We start from the raw sequence: 25,434 nt of genomic DNA, 5'->3' as shown, positions 1-25,434 counted from the left end.
GATGATGACCATTTTTAATAACTATGAAGTGTGGTTTGTGATTGGCAGCCAGCATCTGTACGGACCGGAAGCGCTGCAGCAGGTGACGAAACACGCGGAGCACGTCGTTAACGCGCTGAACGCGGAAGCCAAACTGCCGTGCAAACTGGTGCTGAAACCGCTGGGCACGACGCCGGATGAGATCACCCATATATGCCGCGACGCGAACTACGACGATAAATGCGCCGGTCTGGTGGTGTGGCTGCACACCTTCTCACCCGCCAAAATGTGGATCAACGGCCTGTCTATCCTCAACAAGCCGCTGCTGCAGTTCCATACCCAGTTCAACGCCTCCCTGCCGTGGGACAACATCGACATGGACTTTATGAACCTGAACCAGACCGCGCACGGCGGCCGCGAGTTCGGCTTCATCGGCGCGCGTATGCGCCAGCAGCACGCGGTGGTCACCGGCCACTGGCAGGATGGCAAGGCGCAACAGCGTATCGGCTCCTGGATGCGCCAGGCAGTATCCAAACAGGATACCCGCCATCTGAAAGTAGTGCGTTTCGGCGACAACATGCGTGAAGTGGCGGTCACCGACGGCGATAAAGTCGCCGCGCAGATCAAGTTCGGCTTCTCTGTGAATACCTGGGCCGTGGGCGACCTGGTGCAGGTGGTGAATGAAATCAGCGACGGCGACGTGAGCGCGCTGGTGGACGAGTACGAAAGCAGCTACCGCCTGACGCCTGCGGCACAAATCAACGGCGACAAGCGCCAGAACGTGCTGGACGCGGCGCGCATCGAGCTGGGCATGAAGCGCTTCCTGGAACAGGGCGGCTTCCACGCCTTTACCACCACCTTTGAAGACCTCCACGGCCTGAAACAGCTGCCGGGTCTGGCGGTTCAACGTCTGATGCAGCAGGGTTACGGCTTTGCGGGCGAAGGCGACTGGAAAACTGCCGCTCTGCTTCGCATCATGAAGGTGATGTCAACCGGTCTGCAGGGCGGCACCTCCTTTATGGAGGACTACACCTATCACTTCGAAAACGGCAACGACCTGGTGCTCGGCTCCCACATGCTGGAAGTGTGCCCGACGATCGCCGTGGAAGAGAAACCGATCCTCGACGTGCAGTACCTCGGCATCGGCGGTAAAGCCGATCCGGCGCGTCTGATCTTCAACACCCGTACGGGCCCGGCCATCAACGCCAGCCTGATCGACCTCGGCGATCGCTTCCGCCTGCTGGTGAACTGCGTCGATGCGGTTGAAACGCCGCACTCCCTGCCGAAACTGCCGGTGGCCAACGCTCTGTGGAAAGCACAGCCTGACCTGCCAACCGCCTCTGAGGCCTGGATCCTGGCCGGCGGCGCGCACCACACGGTGTTCAGCCACGCGCTGGATCTGAACGACATGCGTCAGTTCGCCGAGCTGCACGACATCGAGCTGACCGTGATTGATAACGATACCCGCCTGCCTGCCTTCAAAGACGCGCTGCGCTGGAACGAAGTCTATTACGGTTCAAAACGCTAAGTACGGAATGCCCGGTGACGCTGTGCTCACCGGGCCTACGGTTCTGTAGGCCGGATAAGCGAAGCGCCATCCGGCAGGAGACAACAATGTTAGACGATCTCAAACGTCAGGTGCTCGAAGCCAACCTGGCGCTGCCGAAACACAATCTGGTCACCCTGACATGGGGCAACGTCAGCGCCGTTGACCGGGAAAAAGGCGTGTTGGTGATTAAGCCTTCCGGCGTGGATTACACGGTGATGACCGCAGACGATATGGTCGTGGTCAGCCTTGAGACCGGCGAAGTGGTCGAAGGGAAGAAAAAGCCGTCCTCCGATACGCCGACTCACCGCCTGCTGTACCGCTCATTCCCGACCATCGGCGGCATTGTGCATACCCATTCGCGCCACGCCACCATCTGGGCGCAGGCGGGCCAGTCCATCCCGGCGACCGGCACCACCCACGCGGACTACTTTTACGGCACCATTCCCTGCACGCGTCTGATGACCGATGCGGAGATCGGCGGTGAGTACGAGTGGGAAACGGGGAACGTGATTGTCGAAACCTTCGAAAAACAGGGGATCGATGCGGCGCAGATGCCCGGCGTGCTGGTGCACTCCCACGGCCCGTTTGCCTGGGGTAAAAACGCGGAAGACGCGGTGCATAACGCCATCGTGCTCGAAGAGGTCGCCTATATGGGGATCTTCTGTCGCCAGCTGGCGCCGCAGCTGCCGGATATGCAGCAAACCCTGCTGGATAAGCATTACCTGCGCAAGCACGGCGCGAAGGCCTATTACGGGCAGTAAACTGTATATAAACCCAGCATTAAAATCTTAACCAGGCTATAATCAGGCCTGGTTTTGTTTTCTGGGATAACGGCGTGGCGCAGGCGCAAGAAGGCTTTTTACTGACCCGACACTGGCGGGATACCCCTCAGGGCACCGAGGTCGCGTTCTGGCTGGCAACCGACAGCGGTCCGCTACACGTTACGCTGCCGCCGCAGGAATCCGTTGCCTTTATTCCTGAAGCCCACGTCGAGAAGGTGAAACAGCTGCTGCGCGGCGAAAACGGCTGGCGCATCACCCCGCTTGAACTGAAAGATTTCCACCGCCAGCCGGTTTACGGCCTCTACTGTCGCGCCCATCGACAGCTGATGCGCTATGAAAAGCTGCTCCGCGAGGCGGGCGTGACGCTCTACGAAGCCGATATCCGCCCACCGGAACGCTTTCTGATGGAGCGGTTTATTACCGCCCCCGTCTGGGTCGACGGCACCGAGCATAGCGGCAGCCTCGTTAACGCGCGCCTGAAGCCCAATCCGCACTACCGCCCGCCGCTGAAGTGGGTCTCACTGGATATCGAAACTACCCGCCACGGCGAACTGTACTGCATCGGTCTGGAAGGCTGCGGCGATCGGGTTGTCTATATGCTCGGGCCGCCGAATGGCGATGCCTCCGCGCTGGATTTCCGGCTTGAGTACGTCAACAGCCGCCCGCAGCTGCTGGAGAAGCTTAACCAGTGGTTTGCCGACAACGACCCCGACGTCCTGATCGGCTGGAACGTGGTGCAGTTCGACCTGCGCGTGCTGCAAAAGCACGCCGAGCGCTACCGCATCCCGCTGATGCTGGGGCGCGGAAACAGCGAGCTGGAATGGCGTGAGCACGGTTTTAAGAACGGCGTTTTCTTCGCGCAGGCTAACGGTCGCCTGATTATCGACGGCATCGAGGCGCTTAAGTCCGCCTTCTGGAATTTCTCCTCTTTCTCTCTGGAAGCCGTCGCGCAGGAGCTGCTTGGCGAAGGTAAATCCATCGACAACCCCTGGGACAGAATGGACGAGATCGACCGGCGCTTTAATGAAGATAAACCGGCGCTTGCCACCTATAACCTGAAAGACTGCGAGCTGGTCACGCAGATTTTCCACAAAACCGAGATTATGCCGTTCCTGCTGGAGCGCGCGACGGTAAACGGCCTGGCGGCAGACAGGCACGGCGGCTCCGTAGCGGCCTTTAGCCACCTCTATTTTCCGCGCATGCACCGGGCGGGATACGTCGCCCCCAACCTCGGGGACGTGCCGCCGCAGGCCAGCCCCGGCGGATACGTCATGGACTCCCAGCCAGGTTTGTATGACTCGGTGCTGGTGCTGGACTACAAAAGCCTCTACCCGTCGATTATCCGCACCTTCCTGATCGATCCCGTCGGGCTGGTTGAGGGCATGGCCCAGCCGGATGATGAGCACAGCACGGAAGGTTTCCTCGGCGCACGCTTCTCGCGGGAAAAACACTGTCTGCCTGAAATCGTGGGAAACATCTGGCACGGCCGCGATGAGGCCAAGCGCCACGGCAACAAGCCGCTATCACAGGCGCTGAAAATCATTATGAACGCCTTTTACGGCGTGCTGGGCACCAGCGCCTGCCGCTTCTTTGATCCGCGTCTGGCCTCCTCGATCACCATGCGCGGGCACGAGATCATGCGCCAGACCAAAGCGCTGATTGAGTCCCGGGGCTATGACGTCATCTACGGCGACACGGACTCCACCTTTGTGTGGCTTAAGGGCGCGCATTCAGAAGACGACGCCGCGCAAATCGGCAAAGCGCTGGTCGCCTTCGTGAACGACTGGTGGCAGGAACATTTGCAGAAAGAGCGGTTAACCAGCGCGCTGGAGCTGGAATTTGAAACCCATTTCGCCCGCTTTTTAATGCCCACCATTCGCGGCACCGATCAGGGCAGCAAGAAGCGCTACGCCGGACTGATTCAGGAAGGCGACGCGCAGCGGATGGTTTTTAAAGGGCTGGAAACAGTACGTACCGACTGGACGCCGCTGGCGCAGCAGTTCCAGCAGACGCTCTATCTGCGGGTGTTTCGCAATGAGCCGTATCAGGACTACGTGCGCGAGACGATAGCCAGCCTGATGGCGGGCGAACTTGACGCGCAGCTGGCATACCGCAAGCGCCTGCGCCGCCCGCTGGCGGAGTACCAGCGCAACGTTCCTCCGCACGTACGCGCCGCGCGTCTGGCGGATGAAGAAAACGTCCGCCGTGGCCGCGCGCCGCAGTATCAAAACCGGGGAACCATTAAATACGTCTGGACCACTAGCGGCCCGGAACCCGTGGATTATCAGCATTCTCCTCTGGATTACGAACACTATCTGACGCGTCAGCTTCAGCCGGTTGCCGACGGAATTTTGCCCTTCATCGACGATGATTTTGCTACACTAGTGACAGGGCAACTTGGCCTATTTTGACGCGTGACGAAATGGCTGCCATCCAGTACCATAGCGCCCTTTCCATTCCCGGACCCATTTTTCGATGACCGTCTTTTTTGACGGTAGTCGAACTATTGCCTGCAATTAAAGATTAGAGCCGAACAACTATGCCTTTTACACTTGGTCAACGCTGGATCAGCGATACAGAAAGCGAACTTGGATTAGGAACCGTCGTAGCTATCGATACGCGTATGGTTACCCTCCTCTTCCCTGCCACCGGTGAAAACCGTCTGTACGCTCGCAATGACTCCCCTGTAACCCGCGTGATGTTTAATCCGGGTGACACCGTGACCAGCCATGACGGCTGGCAGCTCAAGATTGAAGACGTAAAAGAAGAGAATGGACTGCTCGCCTACATCGGGACTCGTCTGGACACCGACGAGACCAATGTCGTCCTGCGCGAAGTGCTGCTCGACAGCAAGCTGGTGTTCAGTAAGCCGCAGGACCGCCTGTTTGCCGGGCAAATCGACCGTATGGATCGCTTCTCCCTGCGCTATCGTGCGCGTAAGTTCCAGAGTGAACAGTACCGCATGCCGTGGAGCGGCCTGCGCGGCCAGCGCACCAGCCTGATCCCCCACCAGCTGAACATCGCCCACGACGTGGGCCGTCGTCACGCGCCGCGCGTGCTGCTGGCAGATGAAGTGGGCCTGGGTAAAACCATCGAAGCGGGCATGATCCTGCATCAACAGCTGCTTTCCGGCGCTGCAGAACGCGTGCTGATCGTGGTGCCAGAAACCCTGCAGCACCAGTGGCTGGTTGAAATGCTGCGCCGCTTTAACCTGCGTTTCTCCCTGTTCGACGATGAACGCTATGCCGAAGCGCAGCACGACGCCGACAACCCGTTTGAAACCGAACAGCTGGTCATTTGCTCCCTGGACTTCGTGCGCCGCAGCAAGCAGCGTCTTGAGCACCTGTGCGATGCCGAGTGGGACATTATGGTAGTTGACGAGGCGCACCATCTGGTCTGGAGCGAAGACGCGCCGAGCCGCGAATACATGGCTATCGAGCAGCTTGCCGAGCGCGTGCCTGGCGTTCTGCTGCTGACCGCAACGCCGGAGCAGCTGGGTCTGGAAAGCCACTTCGCCCGTCTGCGCCTGCTCGATCCAAACCGTTTCCACGACTTTGCGCAGTTCGTGGAAGAACAGAATAACTACCGCCCGGTCGCGGATGCCGTCGCCATGCTGCTGGCGGGCAAGCGTCTTTCTGATGACGAACTCAACACCCTGAGCGATCTGATTGGCGAGCAGGATATCGAGCCGCTTTTGCAGGCTGCGAACAGCGACAGCGACAACGCGGAATCCGCGCGTAAAGAGCTGATCGACATGCTGATGGATCGCCACGGCACCAGCCGCGTGCTGTTCCGTAACACCCGTAACGGCGTCAAAGGCTTCCCGAAACGCGAGCTGCATACGATTAAGCTGCCGCTGCCGACGCAGTATCAGACGGCGATTAAAGTCTCCGGCATTATGGGGGCGCGCAAAACCCAGGAAGAGCGCGCCCGCGACATGCTTTATCCGGAACAAATCTACCAGGAATTTGAAGGCGATACCGGCACCTGGTGGAACTTCGATCCGCGCGTGGAGTGGCTGATGGGCTACCTGACCGCGCACCGCTCCCAGAAAGTGCTGGTGATCTGCGCCAAAGCGGCCACCGCGCTGCAGCTAGAGCAGGTTCTGCGCGAGCGTGAAGGCATTCGCGCCGCCGTGTTCCACGAAGGCATGTCCATCGTCGAGCGCGACCGCGCCGCGGCGTGGTTCGGGGAAGAGGACAGCGGCGCACAGGTTCTGCTGTGCTCGGAAATCGGCTCTGAAGGCCGTAACTTCCAGTTCGCCAGCAACCTGGTGATGTTCGATCTGCCGTTTAACCCGGATCTGCTGGAGCAGCGTATCGGCCGTCTGGATCGTATCGGTCAGGCGCGTGATATTCAGATCCACGTGCCGTATCTCGAAAAAACCGCGCAGTCCGTGCTGGTACGCTGGTTCCACGAAGGTCTGGACGCGTTTGAACATACCTGCCCGACGGGCCGCACCATTTATGATCAAGTGCATGGCGATCTGATCGGCTACCTGGCCGCGCCGGAAAACGCGGAAGGGTTTGATGAGCTGATCAAGTCCTGCCGTGAGAAGCACGACGCGCTGAAAGCGCAGCTGGAGCAGGGCCGCGACCGCCTGCTGGAGATCCACTCCAACGGCGGTGAAAAAGCGCAGGCGCTTGCCGAGAGCATTGAAGAGCAAGATGATGACACCAGCCTGATCAGCTTCTCCATGAACCTGTTCGACATCGTCGGCATCAACCAGGACGATCGCGGCGAGAACCTGATTGTCCTGACCCCGTCCGATCATATGCTGGTTCCGGATTTCCCGGGCCTGCCGGAAGATGGCTGTACCATCACCTTTGAGCGTGACGTGGCGCTGTCCCGCGAAGACGCCCAGTTTATCACCTGGGAACACCCGCTGATCCGCAACGGTCTGGACCTGATCCTCTCCGGCGATACCGGCAGCAGCACCATCTCCCTGTTGAAAAACAAGGCGCTGCCGGTGGGCACCCTGCTGGTGGAGCTGATCTACGTTGTGGAAGCGCAGGCGCCGAAACAGCTGCAGCTCACCCGCTTCCTGCCGCCAACGCCCGTCCGCCTGCTGCTGGACAAAAACGGCACGAACCTGGCAGGACAGGTTGAATTCGAAAGCTTCAACCGACAGCTGAGCGCGGTAAACCGCCATACGGGCAGCAAGCTGGTGAACGCGGTACAGCAGGATGTGCACGCGATTCTGCAACTGGGCGAAACCCAGATTGAAAAAGCGGCCAGAGCGCTGATTGACGCCGCGCGCAGTGAAGCAGACGAGAAACTGTCTGCGGAGCTGTCCCGTCTGGAGGCGTTAAAAGCCGTCAACCCGAACATCCGTGATGACGAGCTGGCGGCGATTGAAAGCAACCGTCAGCAGGTGCTGGAAAGCCTGAATCAGGCTGGCTGGCGTCTGGATGCCCTGCGTCTTATCGTTGTGACGCATCAGTAAACGGAGCGCAAGATGGTGATGGAGCCTTACAATCCGCCGCAGGATCCCTGGCTGGTCATTCTGTATCAGGATGAACACATTATGGTGGTCAACAAGCCTAGCGGCCTGTTGTCCGTGCCGGGGCGTCTGGACGAGCACAAAGACAGCGTGATGACGCGCATTCAGCGTGATTATCCGCAGGCGGAGTCAGTCCATCGCCTGGATATGGCCACCAGCGGCGTGATTGTGGTAGCGCTGAACAAAGCGGCGGAACGCGAGTTAAAGCGCCAGTTCCGCGAGCGCGAGCCGAAAAAGCAGTATGTCGCCCGCGTCTGGGGCCACCCCGCGCAGGCGGAAGGCCTGGTGGATTTACCGCTGATCTGCGACTGGCCGAACCGGCCTAAGCAGAAGGTGTGTTACGAAACCGGCAAGGCCGCGCAGACCGAGTACGAAGTGCTGGAGTACGCGCCGGATAGTACCGCGCGCGTCCTGCTTAAGCCGATTACCGGACGTTCACACCAGCTGCGCGTGCATATGCTCGCCTTGGGTCATCCGATTCTGGGCGACCGCTTCTACGCGCCGCCTGAAGCGCTGTCCTTAGCGCCACGTCTGCAGCTGCACGCGCAGACGCTCACCATTACCCATCCGGCATTCGGTAACGCGATGACGTTTAAAGCCCCGGTGGACTTCTAAAAAAAAGCCCGACATCGTCGGGCTTTTTTTATTTGAAACCTTTCTTCTCTTTAATGAGCTCGTACGCCTTCTGGATTTCCTGCGCTTTTTGCTTCGCCATCTCCATCATTTCTGGCGGTAAGCCTTTCGCGACCAGTTTGTCCGGATGGTGTTCGCTCATGAGCTTGCGATAGGCACGTTTAATCGTGGTCTGATCGTCAGAGGGCTTAACGCCAAGCACGTTGCAGGCGTCTTCCAGCGTCGGACCACGCTGCGCCTGCTGCCAGGCACCGCCGGACGACTGCTGATGATAGCCGCCGCCAAACTGCGCCCCGCCCTGCATCATGCGCAGGAACTGGTCGAACTGCATGCGGGAGATGCCCAGCTCTTCCGCAATGACGTACAGCACGTCACGTTCATTAGGGTGAAGTGAGCCGTCTGCGAAGGCCGCCTGGATTTGAATTTCCAGAAACATCCGAATTAAATCAAAACGTCCAAAGCAGATGCTGCGAAACTGACGCATTTTTTCGCGAAGCGGATAATTATCCGACTTACCGATGCGAAACGCATTTTGCGCTGCCAGACGGGAGTCGCCGTGCAGGTTCATGCGATCCATAAAAACGCTGGCAATCTGAATATCGGCTTCTGTGACACGCCCTTTGGATTTGGTTAAGTGTCCCATGACCTCAAAGGTGGTGGAGAAAAAGAGTGACTGACGCTCGCGCTGATTGGCAAACCAGGCCATTTTGCGGCTGCGAGCCTTATCAAACATATGGCCGATAATAAGCCCAAGCACAATTCCCCAGAACCCGGCACCCATGATGATGGCGAACGCAACGCCGATTATTTTACCCCAATACTGCATATACTCCCCGGATAGTCATATTCCTGGCCGACGCAACGTCATCATCACTGTGTTCAAGTCACGGTCAATTGAAGGACATCGCCTATAATTTGCTTTATCATACTCGTCATTCGATAGCGAGCCTAACACTCTGGCACGCAAACGGGCAGGATTAACGCTGGTACTGCGCAGATGAGTAAGATAGTCTCTGAGCGTTTGTAAGCCGTAGCCACTGATGACGGAACAATAAAATACAACGTATGAAAAAACGTATCCCCACCCTCCTGGCCACAATGATTGGCTCCGCCCTGTACAGTCAACAGGGGCTGGCGGCCGATCTCGCCTCGCAGTGTATGCTTGGCGTCCCAAGTTATAATCGCCCACTGGTGAGTGGCGATACAAATAGCTTGCCGGTAACCATTACTGCCGACAGTTCGAAAGGGACTTACCCTGACAATGCCACGTTTACGGGCAATGTCGATATTAACCAGGGCAATAGCCGCCTGCAGGCAGACGAAGTGCAATTGCACCAGAAGCAGCCGGAAGGTGCGGCCGAGCCGGTACGAACGGTGGATGCGCTGGGTAATGTGCACTATGACGACAATCAGGTCATCCTGAAAGGTCCGAAAGCCTGGTCAAACCTGAATACTAAAGATACTAACGTCTGGAAAGGTGATTACCAGATGGTGGGTCGCCAGGGGCGCGGTGACGCTGACCTGATGAAACAGCGCGGTGAAAACCGCTATACGATCCTGGAAAACGGTACGTTCACGTCATGTCTGCCGGGTTCAAATACCTGGAGCGTGGTCGGGAGCGAGGTTATCCATGACCGCGAAGAGCAGGTCGCAGAGATCTGGAACGCCCGCTTTAAGCTGGGCCCTGTTCCCATATTCTACAGCCCTTATCTGCAGCTTCCCGTCGGTGACAAACGTCGCTCCGGTTTCCTGATCCCGAATGCCAAATACAGCACGTCGAACTACTTTGAGTTCTACCTGCCGTATTACTGGAACATCGCGCCAAACATGGATGCGACGATCACGCCGCACTATATCCACAAGCGCGGCAACATCATGTGGGAGAACGAGTTCCGCTATCTGACCCACGCCGGTGCGGGTCTGATGGAGCTGGATTATCTGCCGTCGGATAAAGTCTTCCAGGACGAGCATCCGACCGAAGGCGACAAGCACCGCTGGTTATTCTACTGGCAGCATGCCGGGGTAATGGATAAGGTATGGCGCTTTAATGTTGACTACACCAAAGTTAGCGATTCGTCTTATTTTAATGACTTCTCGTCCAAATACGGCTCAAGTACCGATGGCTATGCCACGCAGAAATTCAGCGTAGGCTATGCGGTACAGAACTTTGACGCAACCGTCTCGACCAAGCAATTCCAGGTATTTTCTGACCAGTCCACGCCTACCTATGGGGCAGAGCCACAGCTGGACGTTAACTGGTATCAGAATGATGTGGGTCCATTCGACACCCGAGTTTACGCTCAGGCGGTACATTTCGTTAACACGGATTCGGACATGCCTGAAGCGACGCGTGTTCACCTTGAGCCGACGATCAATCTGCCGTGGTCTAACGACTGGGCGAGCCTGAATACCGAAGCCAAGCTGATGGCGACTCACTATCAGCAAAAAAATATCGATAATTACAATGCCAGTAGAAATGCCAACCTTGAGGAGTCGGTCAACCGAACGCTTCCGCAGTTCAAAATGGACGGGAAGCTGATCTTCGAACGTGATATGGCTCTGCTGGCGGATGGTTATACCCAAACGCTTGAACCGCGTATGCAGTATTTGTACGTGCCATACCGCGACCAGAGCAAAATCCAGAACTACGACTCCTCTTTACTGCAGTCTGACTACAGCGGCCTGTTCCGTGACCGTACTTACGGCGGTCTTGACCGCATCGCGTCTGCTAACCAGTTAACGACCGGCGTCACAACACGTGTTTATGATGATGCTGCCGTTGAACGTTTTAACGTTTCTGTTGGTCAAATCTACTATTTCACCGAGTCACGCACCGGTGATGACAACATTAACTGGGAGAAAGATAACAAAACGGGATCGCTGGTCTGGGCGGGAGATACTTACTGGCGTATGACCGATCGTTGGGGTCTGCGCGGTGGTGTGCAATATGACACTCGCCTCGATAATATTGCCACAAGTAGCGCGGCTATTGAGTACCGTCGCGATGAAGACCGTATGGTCCAGTTGACGTATCGTTACGCCAGCCCGGAATATATTCAGGCAACATTGCCATCTTATGCTGGCTCTGAACGTTATAAAGACGGTATTTCGCAGGTGGGTGGCGCAGCGAGTTGGCCAATCGCCGACCGCTGGTCAATCGTAGGCGCATACTACTTCGACACTAACGCCAATAAAGCTGCTGACCAGATGGTGGGTCTGCAATATAACTCCTGCTGTTACGCGCTGCGTGTCGGCTACGAACGCAAGCTTAACGGCTGGGATACTCAAAACAATCAGAGCAAATACGATAACGTGATTGGCTTTAACTTCGAGTTACGCGGCCTGAGTTCCAACTACGGTCTGGGTACGCAGAAAATGCTGCGCTCGAATATTCTGCCGTACAGTAGCGCCTTGTAATGTGCTTGATTTGCAACGTAATCCGCTTTGCGGTTAATTGAAATGGAAAAAGTATGAAGAACTGGAAAACGCTGCTGCTCGGTGTCGCTATGGTTGCGAATACCAGCTTCGCGGCCCCCCAGGTTGTTGATAAAGTCGCTGCTGTGGTTAACAACGGCGTCGTGCTTGAAAGTGACGTTGACGGTCTGATGAAATCGGTGAAGCTCAATTCGGGCGAAGCCGGTCAACAGCTTCCGGATGACGCCACGCTGCGCCACCAGATCCTGGAGCGTCTGATCATGGATCAGATCGTTCTGCAGATGGGGCAGAAAATGGGTTTGAAGGTCACTGACGAGCAGCTCGATCAGGCGATCGCTAACATCGCGAAGCAGAACAATATGTCTTTAGACCAGATGCGCAGCCGCCTGGCCTATGACGGCATCAGCTACGCCACCTACCGTAACCAGATCCGTAAAGAGATGCTGATTTCGGAAGTGCGTAACAACGAAGTGCGTCGCCGCGTTACCATCCTGCCTCAGGAAGTTGACGCGCTGGCAAAACAGGTGGGTAACCAGAACGATGCGAGCACAGAGCTGAACCTGAGCCACATTCTGATCCCACTGCCAGAAAACCCAACGTCCGATCAGGCTGCGGAAGCCGAAAGCCAGGCGCGTTCTATTGTTGAACAGGCGCGTAACGGCGGCGACTTTGGCAAGCTGGCGATCACCTACTCCGCTGATCAACAGGCGCTGAAAGGCGGCCAGATGGGCTGGGGCCGTATTCAGGAGCTGCCATCCATTTTTGCCCAGGCGCTGAGCACGGCGAAGAAAGGGGATATCGTCGGTCCTATCCGTTCAGGCGTGGGCTTCCACATTCTGAAGGTGAACGATCTGCGCGGCCAGAGCCAAAATATCTCCGTCACCGAAGTTCATGCTCGCCACATTCTTCTGAAGCCGTCACCGATCATGACTGACGATCAGGCGCGTGTGAAGCTGGAACAGATCGCAGCTGACATTAAGAGCGGTAAAACCTCATTTGCGAAAGCAGCAAAAGAGTTCTCTCAGGATCCAGGCTCTGCTAACCAGGGCGGCGATCTGGGCTGGGCGTCTGCGGATATCTACGATCCTGCCTTCCGCGATGCGTTGATGAAGCTGAACAAAGGCCAGATCAGCGCGCCGGTCCACTCTTCATTCGGCTGGCATCTGATCGAGCTGATGGACACCCGTAACGTTGATAAAACGGATGCGGCACAGAAAGACAGAGCCTACCGTATGCTGTTTAACCGTAAGTTCTCTGAAGAAGCAGCAACCTGGATGCAGGAACAACGCGCCAGCGCTTACGTGAAAGTTCTGAGCAACTAATGAAACAGCATCGTGTTGTTATCACGCCCGGCGAACCCGCCGGGATTGGGCCTGACCTCGTTGTCCAGCTCGCCCAGCGCAGCTGGCCGGTAGAACTGGTTGTCTGCGCCGATGCAACACTGTTACAAGACCGGGCAACGCTGCTCGGTCTGCCTTTAACGCTCATCCCTTACGTTGAAGGCCAACAGCCTGCACCCCAGCAAGCCGGTACGCTCACCCTTCTTTCAGTTCCCCTTCGTACGCCGGTCATCCCGGGCCAGCTCAGCACGGAAAACGGTCACTATGTCGTTGAAACCCTTGCGCGCGCCTGCGACGGTTGCCTGAAGGGCGAATTTGCCGCTCTGATCACCGGCCCCGTCCACAAAGGCGTCATCAACGAAGCGGGTATACCCTTTACCGGGCATACGGAGTTCTTCGAAGAGCGCTCGCACAGCCCGAAAGTGGTGATGATGCTGGCGACGGAGGAGATGCGCGTTGCGCTGGTGACCACCCATCTGCCGATCAAAGCCATTCCTGACGCGATCACCCCTGAACTCCTGCGCGAGATCATCGGGATTTTGCATCACGATCTGCAGACAAAGTTTGGGATCCCGCAGCCGCACGTGCTGGTTTGTGGCCTCAATCCGCACGCCGGTGAAGGCGGGCACATGGGCACCGAAGAGATCGACACCATCATTCCGGTACTCAACGAAATGCGGGCGAAGGGGATGAACCTCAGCGGGCCGCTGCCTGCAGATACCCTTTTCCAGCCGAAATACCTGGATAATGCCGACGCCGTGCTCGCGATGTACCACGATCAGGGTCTGCCCGTGCTAAAATACCAGGGCTTTGGCCGCGGGGTGAATATCACCCTCGGTTTACCCTTTATTCGAACGTCCGTTGACCACGGTACTGCGCTGGATCTGGCAGGCCAGGGGAAAGCGGATGTCGGCAGTTTTATTACGGCGCTTAATCTCGCCATCAAAATGATTGTTAATACTCAATGACTAATCGAGTCCATCAGGGCCACTTAGCCCGTAAACGTTTCGGGCAAAACTTCCTTAACGATCAGTTCGTGATCGAAAGCATTGTCTCGGCTATTAATCCGCAAAAAGGTCAGGCGATGGTCGAAATCGGCCCGGGCCTTGCCGCGCTGACCGAGCCGGTAGGCGAACGCCTCGACGAGCTGACCGTCATCGAACTGGACCGCGATCTGGCCGCACGCCTGCAAACGCACCCGTTCCTCGGGCCGAAGCTGACCATCTATCAGCAGGACGCCATGACCATGAACTTTGGCGAGCTGTCGGAAAAAATGGGTCAGCCGCTGCGCGTCTTCGGCAACCTGCCGTACAACATCTCCACGCCGCTCATGTTCCACCTCTTTAGCTATACTGATGCCATTGCCGACATGCACTTCATGTTGCAAAAAGAGGTTGTTAACCGTCTGGTTGCAGGCCCGAACAGTAAAGCGTATGGTCGTTTAAGCGTGATGGCACAGTATTACTGCAACGTGATCCCGGTACTCGAAGTACCGCCGTCAGCGTTCACACCACCACCGAAAGTGGATTCAGCGGTTGTGCGCCTCGTGCCGCACAAGACGAAACCGTATCCGGTTAAAGATCTGCGCGTACTGAGCCGCATTACCACAGAAGCCTTTAACCAGCGCCGTAAAACGATCCGTAACAGCCTGAGCAATTCGTTTACCGTTGAGGTGTTAGCCGAGCTGGGGATCGACCCGGCAATGCGTGCGGAGAATATTTCCGTAGAGCAGTACTGCAAGCTGGCTAATTACATCAGCGATAATGCGCCGCCGAAGGAGAGTTAAGCCATGATTGATTCGCCCCGCGTATGTGTCCATGTACAAAGCGTCTATGTTGAATCACAGTCCTCACCGGACGAAGAACGTTTTGTTTTCGCTTACACCGTGACCATTCGCAATCTGGGGCGGATGCCCGTGCAGCTGCGCGGGCGCTACTGGCTTATCACTAATGGCAATGGCCGCGAAATCGAAGTTCAGGGCGAAGGTGTGGTTGGTGAACAGCCCCACATCGCCCCTGGCGAAGAGTACCAGTACACCAGCGGCGCGGTGATTGAAACGCCGATGGGTACTATGCAAGGCCATTATGAAATGGTCGACGTCGATGGCAATGATTTCCGCGTTGCCATTCCTGTGTTCCGTCTCGCCGTAACCACACTCATTCATTAATCTAATGTCTACATATCTGATTGGCGACGTTCACGGTTGCTACGATGAACTGATCGCATTGTTAAAACAGGTCGACTTTACGCCAGGACAGGACACGCTCTGGCTGACGGGCGATTTAGTCGCGCGTGGCCCCGGCTCCCTTGAAGTATTACGTTTCGTCAAATCGCTGGGCGACAGCGTCCGCATGGTGCTGGGCAATCACGATCTGCATCTGCTGGCGGTTTTCGCCGGGATCAGCCGCAACAAACCTAAAGATCGCCTCACCCCACTGCTGGATGCGCCGGACGCAGACGATCTGATTAACTGGCTGCGCCGTCAGCCCCTGCTGCAGATCGACGAAGAGAAAAAGCTGGTCATGGCGCATGCTGGGATCACGCCACAATGGGATCTTGAGACGGCGAAAACCTGCGCGCGTGACGTTGAGGCGGTGCTGGCGAGCGACTCGTATCCTTTCTTCCTCGATGCCATGTACGGCGATATGCCGAACCACTGGAGCGAGGATCTCAGCGGTCTGGCCCGTCTGCGCTTTATCACCAACGCGTTCACCCGCATGCGTTTCTGCTTCCCGAACGGACAGCTGGACATGTATTCCAAAGAGACGCCGGAAAGCGCACCTGCTCCGCTGAAACCGTGGTTTGCCATTCCGGGACCGGTGACCAGCGAGTACAGCGTGGTATTTGGCCACTGGGCTGCGCTGGAAGGAAAAGGTACACCGGAAGGGATTTACGGTCTGGATACCGGATGCTGCTGGGGCGGAGAGTTAACCTGCTTACGCTGGGAAGATAAAGCTTACTTTGTGCAGCCGTCCAACCGACAGCTGGACTTAGGGGAAAGTGAGGCCGTTGCCTCCTGATACGTTATCCCCTCTCCCGGCCGGGAGAGGGAAAATCACTTAACGACGTTCCAGAATCTCGAAGCAGTAGCTGTGGGAGTTCTGTGCATCCGCGTCGTGGAATTCGCTGAATACCGATTCCCACTCGTCCGGATCGTAGTCCGGGAAATGGGTATCCCCTTCCACTTCTGCATCGATGTGGGTCAGATACAGCTTCTGCGCTTTTGGCAGGAACTGCTCGTACACGCGCCCACCGCCAATCACCATGATCTCTTCGGCATTGCCGCATGCAGCAATCGCCTCGTCTACTGATTTTACCCATTCGACGCGATCGTCAGTGCCCGGCTGGCTGCTGATAACGATATTCTTACGGCCCGGCAATGGACGACCAATCGACTCCCAGGTCAGGCGGCCCATCACTACCGGCTTGTTTAACGTAGTACGTTTAAACCATGCGAGATCGGCAGGCAGGTTCCACGGCATGGCATTTTCCATACCGATAACGCGGTCCACCGCCAGCGCTGCAATCAGACTGATCATTGAAAATTTCCCGGATGCAAAAAATTGCCGCCACTATACGGAAAGCTTAATCTTTCGTCGACTGGCGGCAGGGTAAAGATAAAGAAATTTTTTAATATTGCTGGCAACTCCACTTCACGCGGAAGGTTTACTCTCGGGCTCGTCAGCCGGATCGCCGGTATGCTTGCCCTCTTCCGTACCCTGCCAGCCATGGCGCTGGATCAGCGACAGGTGGTTACGGTCCTCGTTAATGATTTCCGTCAGCATCGCGCTGGTGCGTTTGAACACCGCCGCGCGCTCGGTGGCCGTACTGCCGGCCATCGCCGCCATCTCTTCAACCATCTCGGTATTAAAGCGGCGGAACAGGTCCGCCCGTTCGCGCGCTTCATACGCGCCGAGCCCCAGATTTTCCAGCGCCATGCGGCCAGACTTCAGCGCACCTTCGAAGGTTTCACGCTCTGGCGCCTCTACGCCCGCCTGCCGCAGCCGGATGTAGTGATCCACATCGCGCGCGCGGGAAATTATGGTCAGCGCCGGGAAATGCTCTTTTACCAGCTCGACCATCTGCATGCTGGTTTCCGGATCGTCAATCGCGTTAATCAACACCTCGGCTTTTGCCGCCCCGGCGGATTCCAGCAGATCGACGCGGGTTGCATCCCCGTAAAACACCTTCATATCAAATTTACGCAGGGTATCGACATGGTCGGGATCGTGATCGAGGATGACCATTTTCACTCCGCTCGACAGCAGTAAACGACCCACGATCTGCCCGTAGCGGCCAAATCCGGCGATGATGACGCGCGGCTGCTCCTCGTCGATCTCGTCGGCCTCGCGCTCCTGCTCGCTGCCCGATTTTTCCAGGCGCGTCAGCACCACCAGCAGCACCGGCGTCGCCGCCATCGACAGTGCCACCGCCAGCGTCAGCGCCTTCGCCCACTCGGGATCGAGCACGTTTGCCATCTGCGCGGCGCCAAAGACCACGAACGCAAATTCACTCCCCTGCCCCAGCAGCACGGCGAACCAGCGGCGCTGCCTGCCCGGCACCTTCAGTGGGCGAGCAATCAGCCACAGCATCACCATTTTAATGACCAGGAAGCCGACGAGCAGGATGACGATCCGCAGCGGGTGCGTCACCAGCGTGCCGAAATCGACGGACATCCCGACGCCGATGAAAAACAGCCCCAGCAGCAGTCCTTTGAACGGCTCGATATCGCTTTCCAGCGCGTGACGGTATTCAGAGCTCGCCAGCAGAACGCCTGCGAGGAACGCCCCCATCGCCATCGACAGCCCGGCCTCCTCCAGCAGCAGACCGAAGCCAAACACCAGGAACAGCGCCACGGCGCTGAACACTTCGCGCAGGCCAGAGCGGGCAACAAACCGCAGCAGCGGGCGGGTCACGTAGCGGCCAAGCAGCACCACCAGCGCCAGCGCGCCCGCCACCTTCAGCGCCGACAGCGCAAAAGCGCCCAGCGTGGTAGAGGAACCGCTAGCCGCCAGCAGCGGGATCATCGCCACCAGCGGAATAGCGGCAATGTCCTGGAACAGCAGCACCGAGAACGCGCTGCGTCCCATCTGGGAGACCGTCAGATTTCGCTCGTTCATCGCCTGCATGGCAATGGCTGTGGAGGAGAGCGCCAGCGTCATGCCGATGAGCTCTGCCACTTTCCAGTCCATACCCAACAGGATGCAGAACCCGCCCAGCAGCAGGCCGCAGGCCACCATCTGCAGCGCGCCGCCGCCAAATACCGATGCGCGAAGCTTCCACAGCCGCTGCGGGTCGAGCTCCAGGCCAATCACAAACAGCATCAGCACCACGCCGATTTCAGCGAAATGGAGAATCGCCTCGGCATCCGTGACCAGCCGAAAGCCCCACGGCCCAATGACGCAGCCCGCAATCAGGTAGCCGAGCACCGAGCCCAGCCCCAGGCGTACCGCCACGGGTACAATCAGCGCCGCCGCGCCGAGGTAAATCAGCGCCTGTATCAGCGTATGGCTATCCATGGTGCGTCTCCTGCCACTCAAGTAAGCGTTGTTTATAATGGCGAGCCTGCGCCTGCAGCGTTTCATCGTCGCAAACAAACGTGCAGTGCATCGCAAACGGCGGGAGCCAGTTCAGACCGCAATAGAGCGCAGTCGCCTGCAGCGGCTGCGCCAGAACGTCAAAACCCGGGAAGGAACCGATATCAAAATGGCTTTCACCGCCGCCGGTGGTGACCGCCCACATCAGGCTTTTTCCTTTTAGCGCATTGCCGTTGTGGCCATACGCCCAACCGTGGGAGAAGACTTTATCAATCCACAGCTTCAGGAGCGGAGGCGTGCTGTACCACTGCATGGGATGCTGCCAGATAATCAGATCGGCACGGGAAAGCGCCTCCTGTTCGGCGGCGATATCGATATTAAAATCGGGATAAAGTTGATAGAGGGAACGTATCTCTACGTTATCAAGCGTCCTTACCTGCTCAAGCATCCGCTTATTCGCATGCGAGTGCTGCGGATAAGGATGGGCATAAATTATCAGAATCATTGATTAGCCTGTTGTTACTGCTTTCTTTTAACAAAAGAGTGTAGTCAGTAATTCAACAGGCTAATAGTGAATATTATTGACGGGCTTACGTCAGAATTCTGAATTAGTTATCCAGCTCGCCCATGGATTTCACCTGGTCACGATTGATCTGCTCGGTTTGACCGGTTTCGGCGTTTTTATACGACACCAGACCGGTATCGTCATCCACCTGAGGTTTGCCGTCGGTGACAATGGTTTTGCCATCGGTGGTTTTTACGGCCTGATTAGACGAACAGCCCGCAACGGTAAACATTGTCGTGGCAGCCAGAACGGAAGCGATCAGTAATTTATTTTGCATGGTGTTTTCCCCTGCTCTCAGTTGAATTTCGTTATCGACCTAACTATTTTAGGCTAACTGACTGAATGCGGGTGAAAAACCAGAAGGTTCTGAAGATGGGGGAATGCCCGGCAGCCGAACGGCACCGGGCATTTTTACTTACTTGCTAATCTGCGCGTGCATTTCCTGAACCGAAATCACCTTCTCGGTGGCATCCGCGTTCAGCGCCATGGCCGTCGCGAAACCGCCGTTCAGGGTGGTGTCGTAGTGCACTTTGTACTGCAGCGCGCTGCGGCGAATCAGCTTGGAGTCTTCAATCGCCTGGCGGCCTGCGGTGGTATTGATGATGTAGGTGTATTCGCCATTCTTTATACGATCCTGAATGTGCGGACGACCTTCATGCACCTTGTTCACCAGACGCGGGTTGATGCCGGCTTCGCCCAGCACAATCGCGGTACCGTGGGTCGCGTCCAGCTCGAAGCCCTGTTTCAGCAGCTTGGCGGCCAGGTCAACCACGCGCTCTTTGTCGCCTTCGCGAACGGAGAGCAGCGCACGGCCTGATTTTCTCATGGTGGAGCTACTGCCCAGCTGCGCCTTTGCGAACGCTTCTGCGAAGGTGCGGCCCACGCCCATGACTTCCCCGGTAGAGCGCATTTCTGGCCCTAACAGCGGGTCAACGCCCGGGAATTTGTTGAACGGCAGCACCACTTCTTTCACCGAGTAGTACGGTGGAATGATCTCTTTGGTCACGCCCTGCTGCGCCAGCGTCTGACCCGCCATCACGCGCGCCGCCACTTTCGCCAGCGGTACGCCGGTGGCTTTGGAGACGAACGGTACGGTACGCGCCGCACGCGGGTTGACTTCAATCAGGTAGACTTCATTGTCTTTCACCGCGAACTGGACGTTCATCAGACCGCGAACCTGCAGCTCGAAGGCCAGCTTCTGTACCTGCTGGCGCATCACGTCCTGAATCTCCTGGCTCAGCGTGTACGCCGGCAGAGAACAGGCGGAGTCGCCGGAGTGCACGCCAGCCTGCTCGATATGCTCCATGATGCCGCCAATCAGCACCATTTCGCCGTCGCAGATGGCGTCCACATCCACTTCCACCGCGTCGTCGAGGAAGCGGTCGAGCAGCACTGGCGCATCGTTGGAGACGCTCACCGCGGTCTGGAAGTAGCGACGCAGGTCGGCTTCGTCATACACGATTTCCATCGCGCGGCCGCCCAGCACGTACGAAGGACGCACCACCAGCGGGTAGCCAATCTCTTTCGCCTTCTCAACGGCCATTTCAATGGCGGTCACGGTGGCGTTCGCCGGCTGTTTCAGCTTCAGACGGTCAACCGCCTGTTGGAAACGCTCGCGGTCTTCCGCACGGTCAATCGCGTCCGGGCTGGTGCCGATAACCGGCACGCCTGCTGCTTCCAGCGCGCGCGCCAGCTTCAGCGGGGTCTGGCCGCCGTACTGCACGATAACGCCTTTTGGTTTCTCGATGCGCACGATTTCCAGCACGTCTTCCAGGGTAACCGGCTCGAAGTAGAGGCGGTCAGAGGTGTCGTAGTCGGTAGAGACGGTTTCCGGGTTACAGTTGACCATGATGGTCTCGTAACCGTCTTCGCGCAGCGCCAGCGAGGCGTGTACGCAGCAGTAGTCGAACTCGATGCCCTGGCCGATACGGTTTGGACCGCCGCCCAGCACCATAATCTTGTCGCGGTCGACGGACGGGTTCGCTTCGCACTCGTCTTCATAGGTCGAGTACATGTAGGCGGTGTCGGTCGAGAATTCAGCCGCACAGGTGTCCACGCGCTTGTAGACCGGGTGCAGGTCGTACTGGTCGCGCAGCTTGCGGATTTCCGCTTCACGCACGCCCGCCAGCTTAGCCAGACGCGCATCGGCGAAGCCTTTACGCTTCAGCACGCGCAGGAAGTCAGCGTCCAGGCCGGTGATGCCCAGCTCAGCGACCTGTTCTTCCAGACGCACCAACTCTTCAATCTGCACCAGGAACCAGCGGTCGATGTTGGTCAGGTTGAACACGCCGTCGACGGACAGGCCCGCACGGAAGGCATCTGCGATATACCAGATACGCTCTGCGCCCGCGTCTTTCAGCTCGCGGCGAATTTTGGTCAGCGCTTCCGGGTCGTCCAGGCTCACTTTCGGGTCGAAGCCGGTCGCGCCCACTTCGAGGCCGCGCAGCGCTTTCTGCAGGGATTCCTGCTGCGTGCGGCCAATCGCCATCACTTCACCGACAGATTTCATCTGGGTGGTGAGACGGTCGTTCGCGCCTGCGAATTTCTCGAAGTTGAAGCGAGGAATTTTGGTGACAACGTAGTCGATAGACGGCTCGAAGGACGCAGGCGTGCGGCCACCGGTGATGTCGTTCATCAGCTCGTCTAGGGTGTAGCCCACCGCCAGCTTCGCCGCCACTTTCGCAATCGGGAAGCCGGTCGCTTTAGAGGCCAGCGCGGAGGAACGGGACACGCGCGGGTTCATTTCGATAACAATCAGACGGCCGGTTTTCGGGTTCACCGAGAACTGCACGTTAGAACCGCCGGTTTCCACGCCGATTTCACGCAGTACCGCCATCGAGGCGTTACGCATGATTTGATACTCTTTGTCGGTCAGGGTCTGGGCTGGCGCAACGGTGATGGAGTCGCCGGTGTGGATACCCATCGCATCGAAGTTTTCGATGGAGCAGACGATGATGCAGTTGTCGTTTTTATCACGCACCACTTCCATCTCGTACTCTTTCCAGCCAATCAGCGATTCATCAATCAGCAACTCTTTGGTTGGGGAGAGATCCAGACCGCGTTCGCAAATCTCTTCGAACTCTTCGCGGTTGTAGGCGATACCGCCGCCGGTGCCGCCCATGGTGAACGATGGGCGGATGATGCACGGATAGCCCACGTCAGCCGCAACGGCCAGCGCTTCTTCCATGTTGTGTGCGATACCGGAACGCGCGGTGTCGAGGCCGATTTTCTTCATCGCCACGTCGAAGCGGCGACGGTCTTCTGCTTTATCAATCGCGTCGGCGGTCGCACCAATCATGGTCACGCCGAACTCTTCCAGCACGCCCTGACGCTCCAGCTCCAGCGCACAGTTCAGCGCCGTCTGGCCGCCCATGGTTGGCAGCACCGCGTCCGGACGCTCTTTCTCGATGATTTTACGCACCACTTCCCAGTGAATCGGCTCGATGTAGGTTGCATCGGCCATTTCCGGGTCGGTCATGATGGTTGCCGGGTTAGAGTTTACCAGGATTACGCGGTAACCCTCTTCACGCAGGGCTTTACACGCCTGCGCGCCGGAGTAGTCGAATTCGCAGGCCTGGCCGATCACGATCGGGCCAGCGCCAAGGATCAGGATGCTTTTTATGTCTGTACGTTTTGGCATTGTCTTCTCGGCTCCTGATTATTTAGCTGTCTTACGGTATTGCTCGATAAGTTCGATGAAGTGATCGAACAGCGGCGCGGCATCGTGTGGGCCCGGGCTGGCTTCCGGGTGACCCTGGAAGCTGAATGCTGGCTTATCGGTACGATGAATGCCCTGCAGGGTGCCATCGAACAGCGACTTATGGGTCACGCGCAGGTTAGCCGGCATAGAGGCTTCATCGACGGCAAAGCCGTGGTTCTGCGCGGTGATCATCACCGTGTTATTGTCGATGTCTTTCACCGGGTGGTTACCACCGTGGTGGCCGAACTTCATCTTAACGGTGTTCGCACCGCTCGCCAGCGCCAGCAGCTGATGGCCAAGGCAGATGCCGAATACCGGGATGTCGGTTTCCAGGAAGGACTTGATAGCGGCGATGGCGTAATCGCACGGCGCCGGGTCGCCAGGACCGTTAGACAGGAAAATACCGTCCGGATTCATCTTCAGCACGTCTTCGGCAGACGTTTGTGCCGGAACTACCGTCAGGCGGCAGCCGCGGTCAACCAGCATGCGAAGGATGTTGCGCTTGGCGCCGAAATCGTAGGCCACCACGTGGAACGGCAGCTCGCTCTCTTTTTTCGCTTCCGGCAGGTCGCCTTCCAGCGTCCAGCTACCCTGAGTCCAGCTGTAGGCTTCAGCGGTCGTCACTTCTTTCGCCAGGTCCATGCCGTTCAGGCCCGGGAAGGCTTTCGCTTTTTCCAGCGCCAGCGTCGCATCGAGGTTATCACCCGCGATGATGCAGCCGTTCTGTGCACCCTTCTCGCGCAGCAGACGCGTTAACTTACGGGTATCGATATCGGCAATCGCCACGATGTTATGGCGCTTCAGGTAAGAAGAGAGGTCTTCGGTATTGCGGAAGTTGCTGGCAATCAGCGGCAGGTCGCGGATGACCAGGCCTTGCGCATGTACCTGAGAAGATTCTTCGTCAGCCGCATTGGTGCCGACATTGCCGATATGAGGATAAGTAAGAGTAACGATTTGGCGAGAATAGGAAGGATCAGTGAGGATTTCTTGATAACCGGTCATTGAAGTATTGAAAACGACTTCCCCAACCGCCGAACCCGTTGCCCCTATGGCCCGACCGATAAACTGGGTTCCGTCTTCCAGAACCAATAGCGCTGACTTAATCAAAACACCCTCCAGAGAATATTCACTCACTTTATTTGCATATTAATTCATAGCATGTCATGGATCAATGCAAATGTGTTGCCAGCGGATTTTTGGCAAACGGCGGCATTCTGGGGATTTGGTGGGTAAAAGTCAACTTAAAACGGATATTTTGTTTGCTCTTTTGCAAGCCTGACGAGTGGAATGCGGCTTAAGCGACAAAAAGATCAGGTAAATCACTGCGGAAAACGCTTGCGCGCCTGGTTTAATGAAAAGTTAGCTAGCGCAGCACTATAAAGTGGACCAAATGGTCAAAATTTACATTTCAGTAACGTTAAAACGCTATAAGATATAGATATTTAGAGCATTAAGAAAAAATATGCTATGAAACAGATAAAATAAAAGGGCAATAAAATATTGCCCTATGCAATCAAACAATTACGACTGCAATAACCACATCACGATGGGTAATAATGCTTACAAATTATTGAGATCGAGCACGTCTCGCATATCAAAAAGGCCGTTTTTCTTGTTTTTCAGCCACAAAGCGGAACGTACCGCACCGTTGGCGAACGTCATTCGGCTGGAGGCTTTATGCGTAATTTCGACGCGCTCGCCAATATCGGCGAACATCGCCGTGTGTTCGCCGACGATGTCACCCGCTCGCACGGTTGCAAAACCAATGGTGCCCGGCACGCGTTCGCCGGTATAACCTTCGCGGGTGTAAACCGCGCAGTCTTTTAAATCTTTATCAAGTGCATGAGCAATCGCTTCGCCCATCGCCAGCGCCGTACCCGATGGCGCATCAACTTTATAACGATGGTGAGCTTCTACGATCTCAATATCGGTATAGTTGCCCATCACCTTCGCGGCCTTCTCCAGCAGCTTCAGCATGACGTTAACGCCCACGCTGAAGTTTGCGGCGAAGACAATCGCAATTTCTTTTGATGCATCCTGGATAGCCTGCTTACCCGCATCGTCAAAACCGGTGGTGCCAATCACCATCCCCTTGCCGTGCTGGCGACAAAACGCCAGATGCGCGAGCGTCCCTTCCGGGCGGGTAAAATCGATGAATACATCGAAGTCATCTTTTACAGCCTCCAGGCTGCTTTGCACGGTAACGCCCGTGTGGCCAGCGCCTGCCAGCTCACCGGCATCGGTCCCCAGAAGCGACGAACCTTCACGCTCCAGTGCCGCGCCAAGCGCGACGCCATCCATCTGAAGTGCCGCCTGAATAAGCTGACGGCCCATACGTCCACCCGCGCCCGCAATGGCGACACGGATCTGTGCATCATGCATAGTTATTCTCTTACGTTAAAATGATGTAA

19 protein-coding genes are annotated in these 25,434 nt (G+C 57.0%); 11 read left to right on the top strand and 8 right to left on the bottom strand.

Going from position 1 to position 25,434, the window contains the following annotated elements:
• Positions 1 to 4 precede the first annotated feature (4 nt).
• The 5 genes from araA to rluA all read left to right on the top strand — a co-directional run bounded on the left by araA (position 5) and on the right by rluA (position 8,428).
• Positions 5 to 1,507, top strand: a complete 1,503-nt coding sequence (gene araA / locus ACMGGX_RS13180; protein WP_420298760.1) for an L-arabinose isomerase — start codon at positions 5 to 7, stop codon at positions 1,505 to 1,507.
• Positions 1,508 to 1,593: 86 nt separating this feature from the next.
• Complete coding sequence (gene araD / locus ACMGGX_RS13175) at positions 1,594 to 2,289, top strand: L-ribulose-5-phosphate 4-epimerase (protein ID WP_420298470.1); 696 nt, start codon at positions 1,594 to 1,596, stop codon at positions 2,287 to 2,289.
• A gap of 74 nt (positions 2,290 to 2,363) precedes the next feature.
• The gene (gene polB, locus ACMGGX_RS13170; protein WP_420298469.1) at positions 2,364 to 4,721 is read left to right on the top strand and encodes a DNA polymerase II; all 2,358 of its coding nucleotides are present in this window, start codon (positions 2,364 to 2,366) and stop codon (positions 4,719 to 4,721) included.
• 128 nt (positions 4,722 to 4,849) lie between these two features.
• Positions 4,850 to 7,756, top strand: coding sequence for an RNA polymerase-associated protein RapA (gene rapA, locus ACMGGX_RS13165; protein ID WP_420298468.1), 2,907 nt, complete (start codon positions 4,850 to 4,852; stop codon positions 7,754 to 7,756).
• A gap of 12 nt (positions 7,757 to 7,768) precedes the next feature.
• Positions 7,769 to 8,428, top strand: coding sequence for a bifunctional tRNA pseudouridine(32) synthase/23S rRNA pseudouridine(746) synthase RluA (rluA, locus tag ACMGGX_RS13160; protein ID WP_181594370.1), 660 nt, complete (start codon positions 7,769 to 7,771; stop codon positions 8,426 to 8,428).
• 28 nt (positions 8,429 to 8,456) lie between these two features.
• Here rluA and djlA read toward each other — a convergent pair whose 3' ends face one another.
• Entirely contained in the window at positions 8,457 to 9,272 is an 816-nt protein-coding gene (gene djlA / locus ACMGGX_RS13155; protein WP_023310366.1) for a co-chaperone DjlA, read from the bottom strand.
• Positions 9,273 to 9,511: 239 nt separating this feature from the next.
• Between djlA and lptD the strand changes: the two genes are divergently transcribed.
• From lptD to apaH, 6 genes are read left to right on the top strand one after another with little or no spacing between them, the layout of a single operon-like run.
• Positions 9,512 to 11,863, top strand: a complete 2,352-nt coding sequence (gene lptD, locus ACMGGX_RS13150) for an LPS assembly protein LptD (protein ID WP_181594369.1) — start codon at positions 9,512 to 9,514, stop codon at positions 11,861 to 11,863.
• Positions 11,864 to 11,916: 53 nt separating this feature from the next.
• The gene (gene surA / locus ACMGGX_RS13145; protein WP_420298467.1) at positions 11,917 to 13,203 is read left to right on the top strand and encodes a peptidylprolyl isomerase SurA; all 1,287 of its coding nucleotides are present in this window, start codon (positions 11,917 to 11,919) and stop codon (positions 13,201 to 13,203) included.
• Positions 13,203 to 14,189 carry a 4-hydroxythreonine-4-phosphate dehydrogenase PdxA gene (gene pdxA, locus ACMGGX_RS13140; RefSeq protein ID WP_029740873.1) on the top strand — a complete coding sequence of 329 codons (987 nt, stop codon included), beginning with the start codon at positions 13,203 to 13,205 and terminating at the stop codon, positions 14,187 to 14,189. Before surA ends, pdxA begins: the two co-directional genes overlap by 1 nt.
• Positions 14,186 to 15,007 carry a 16S rRNA (adenine(1518)-N(6)/adenine(1519)-N(6))-dimethyltransferase RsmA gene (gene rsmA, locus ACMGGX_RS13135; protein ID WP_023310362.1) on the top strand — a complete coding sequence of 274 codons (822 nt, stop codon included), beginning with the start codon at positions 14,186 to 14,188 and terminating at the stop codon, positions 15,005 to 15,007. Before pdxA ends, rsmA begins: the two co-directional genes overlap by 4 nt.
• A gap of 3 nt (positions 15,008 to 15,010) precedes the next feature.
• The gene (gene apaG / locus ACMGGX_RS13130; protein WP_023310361.1) at positions 15,011 to 15,388 is read left to right on the top strand and encodes a Co2+/Mg2+ efflux protein ApaG; all 378 of its coding nucleotides are present in this window, start codon (positions 15,011 to 15,013) and stop codon (positions 15,386 to 15,388) included.
• A gap of 4 nt (positions 15,389 to 15,392) precedes the next feature.
• Positions 15,393 to 16,241: a bis(5'-nucleosyl)-tetraphosphatase (symmetrical) ApaH gene (gene apaH / locus ACMGGX_RS13125; RefSeq protein ID WP_023310360.1), complete on the top strand. Its 849-nt coding sequence runs from the start codon at positions 15,393 to 15,395 to the stop codon at positions 16,239 to 16,241.
• 39 nt (positions 16,242 to 16,280) lie between these two features.
• On the opposite strand, the gene folA is transcribed toward apaH, so the two are convergent.
• The 7 genes from folA to dapB all read right to left on the bottom strand — a co-directional run bounded on the left by folA (position 16,281) and on the right by dapB (position 25,405).
• Entirely contained in the window at positions 16,281 to 16,760 is a 480-nt protein-coding gene (gene folA, locus ACMGGX_RS13120) for a type 3 dihydrofolate reductase (RefSeq protein ID WP_008502023.1), read from the bottom strand.
• Positions 16,761 to 16,874: 114 nt separating this feature from the next.
• The gene (gene kefC / locus ACMGGX_RS13115) at positions 16,875 to 18,740 is read right to left on the bottom strand and encodes a glutathione-regulated potassium-efflux system protein KefC (RefSeq protein ID WP_348562007.1); all 1,866 of its coding nucleotides are present in this window, start codon (positions 18,738 to 18,740) and stop codon (positions 16,875 to 16,877) included.
• Complete coding sequence (kefF, locus tag ACMGGX_RS13110) at positions 18,733 to 19,263, bottom strand: glutathione-regulated potassium-efflux system oxidoreductase KefF (protein WP_023310358.1); 531 nt, start codon at positions 19,261 to 19,263, stop codon at positions 18,733 to 18,735. Before kefF ends, kefC begins: the two co-directional genes overlap by 8 nt.
• 103 nt (positions 19,264 to 19,366) lie before the next feature.
• Positions 19,367 to 19,600, bottom strand: a complete 234-nt coding sequence (locus tag ACMGGX_RS13105; RefSeq protein ID WP_023310357.1) for a YgdI/YgdR family lipoprotein — start codon at positions 19,598 to 19,600, stop codon at positions 19,367 to 19,369.
• Between the two features lie 138 nt (positions 19,601 to 19,738).
• Positions 19,739 to 22,963, bottom strand: coding sequence for a carbamoyl-phosphate synthase large subunit (gene carB, locus ACMGGX_RS13100; protein WP_023310356.1), 3,225 nt, complete (start codon positions 22,961 to 22,963; stop codon positions 19,739 to 19,741).
• An 18-nt stretch (positions 22,964 to 22,981) separates the two neighbouring features.
• Positions 22,982 to 24,130, bottom strand: a complete 1,149-nt coding sequence (carA, locus tag ACMGGX_RS13095; RefSeq protein ID WP_010427050.1) for a glutamine-hydrolyzing carbamoyl-phosphate synthase small subunit — start codon at positions 24,128 to 24,130, stop codon at positions 22,982 to 22,984.
• 453 nt (positions 24,131 to 24,583) lie between these two features.
• Positions 24,584 to 25,405, bottom strand: a complete 822-nt coding sequence (gene dapB, locus ACMGGX_RS13090) for a 4-hydroxy-tetrahydrodipicolinate reductase (protein ID WP_126796832.1) — start codon at positions 25,403 to 25,405, stop codon at positions 24,584 to 24,586.
• Positions 25,406 to 25,434: the final 29 nt, after the last annotated feature.

It is taken from the genome of Enterobacter sp. BNK-29 (assembly GCF_048684785.1).
GTDB lineage: Bacteria > Pseudomonadota > Gammaproteobacteria > Enterobacterales > Enterobacteriaceae > Enterobacter > Enterobacter cloacae_M.
The sequence above is the reverse complement of the archived record's forward strand: the minus strand, read 5'-3'. Positions and strand labels throughout refer to the sequence as shown.

What these genes read in the sequence shown, in the direction of transcription:
- araD (WP_420298470.1), top strand. Translation starts at nt 1,594, where the DNA reads ATGTTAGACGATCTCAAACGTCAGGTGCTCGAAGCCAACCTGGCGCTG.
- araA (WP_420298760.1), top strand. Translation starts at nt 5, where the DNA reads ATGACCATTTTTAATAACTATGAAGTGTGGTTTGTGATTGGCAGCCAG.
- kefF (WP_023310358.1), bottom strand. Translation starts at nt 19,263, where the DNA reads ATGATTCTGATAATTTATGCCCATCCTTATCCGCAGCACTCGCATGCG.
- rluA (WP_181594370.1), top strand. Translation starts at nt 7,769, where the DNA reads ATGGTGATGGAGCCTTACAATCCGCCGCAGGATCCCTGGCTGGTCATT.
- folA (WP_008502023.1), bottom strand. Translation starts at nt 16,760, where the DNA reads ATGATCAGTCTGATTGCAGCGCTGGCGGTGGACCGCGTTATCGGTATG.
- apaG (WP_023310361.1), top strand. Translation starts at nt 15,011, where the DNA reads ATGATTGATTCGCCCCGCGTATGTGTCCATGTACAAAGCGTCTATGTT.
- ACMGGX_RS13105 (WP_023310357.1), bottom strand. Translation starts at nt 19,600, where the DNA reads ATGCAAAATAAATTACTGATCGCTTCCGTTCTGGCTGCCACGACAATG.
- surA (WP_420298467.1), top strand. Translation starts at nt 11,917, where the DNA reads ATGAAGAACTGGAAAACGCTGCTGCTCGGTGTCGCTATGGTTGCGAAT.
- dapB (WP_126796832.1), bottom strand. Translation starts at nt 25,405, where the DNA reads ATGCATGATGCACAGATCCGTGTCGCCATTGCGGGCGCGGGTGGACGT.
- carB (WP_023310356.1), bottom strand. Translation starts at nt 22,963, where the DNA reads ATGCCAAAACGTACAGACATAAAAAGCATCCTGATCCTTGGCGCTGGC.
- kefC (WP_348562007.1), bottom strand. Translation starts at nt 18,740, where the DNA reads ATGGATAGCCATACGCTGATACAGGCGCTGATTTACCTCGGCGCGGCG.
- rapA (WP_420298468.1), top strand. Translation starts at nt 4,850, where the DNA reads ATGCCTTTTACACTTGGTCAACGCTGGATCAGCGATACAGAAAGCGAA.
- apaH (WP_023310360.1), top strand. Translation starts at nt 15,393, where the DNA reads ATGTCTACATATCTGATTGGCGACGTTCACGGTTGCTACGATGAACTG.
- lptD (WP_181594369.1), top strand. Translation starts at nt 9,512, where the DNA reads ATGAAAAAACGTATCCCCACCCTCCTGGCCACAATGATTGGCTCCGCC.
- djlA (WP_023310366.1), bottom strand. Translation starts at nt 9,272, where the DNA reads ATGCAGTATTGGGGTAAAATAATCGGCGTTGCGTTCGCCATCATCATG.
- rsmA (WP_023310362.1), top strand. Translation starts at nt 14,186, where the DNA reads ATGACTAATCGAGTCCATCAGGGCCACTTAGCCCGTAAACGTTTCGGG.
- pdxA (WP_029740873.1), top strand. Translation starts at nt 13,203, where the DNA reads ATGAAACAGCATCGTGTTGTTATCACGCCCGGCGAACCCGCCGGGATT.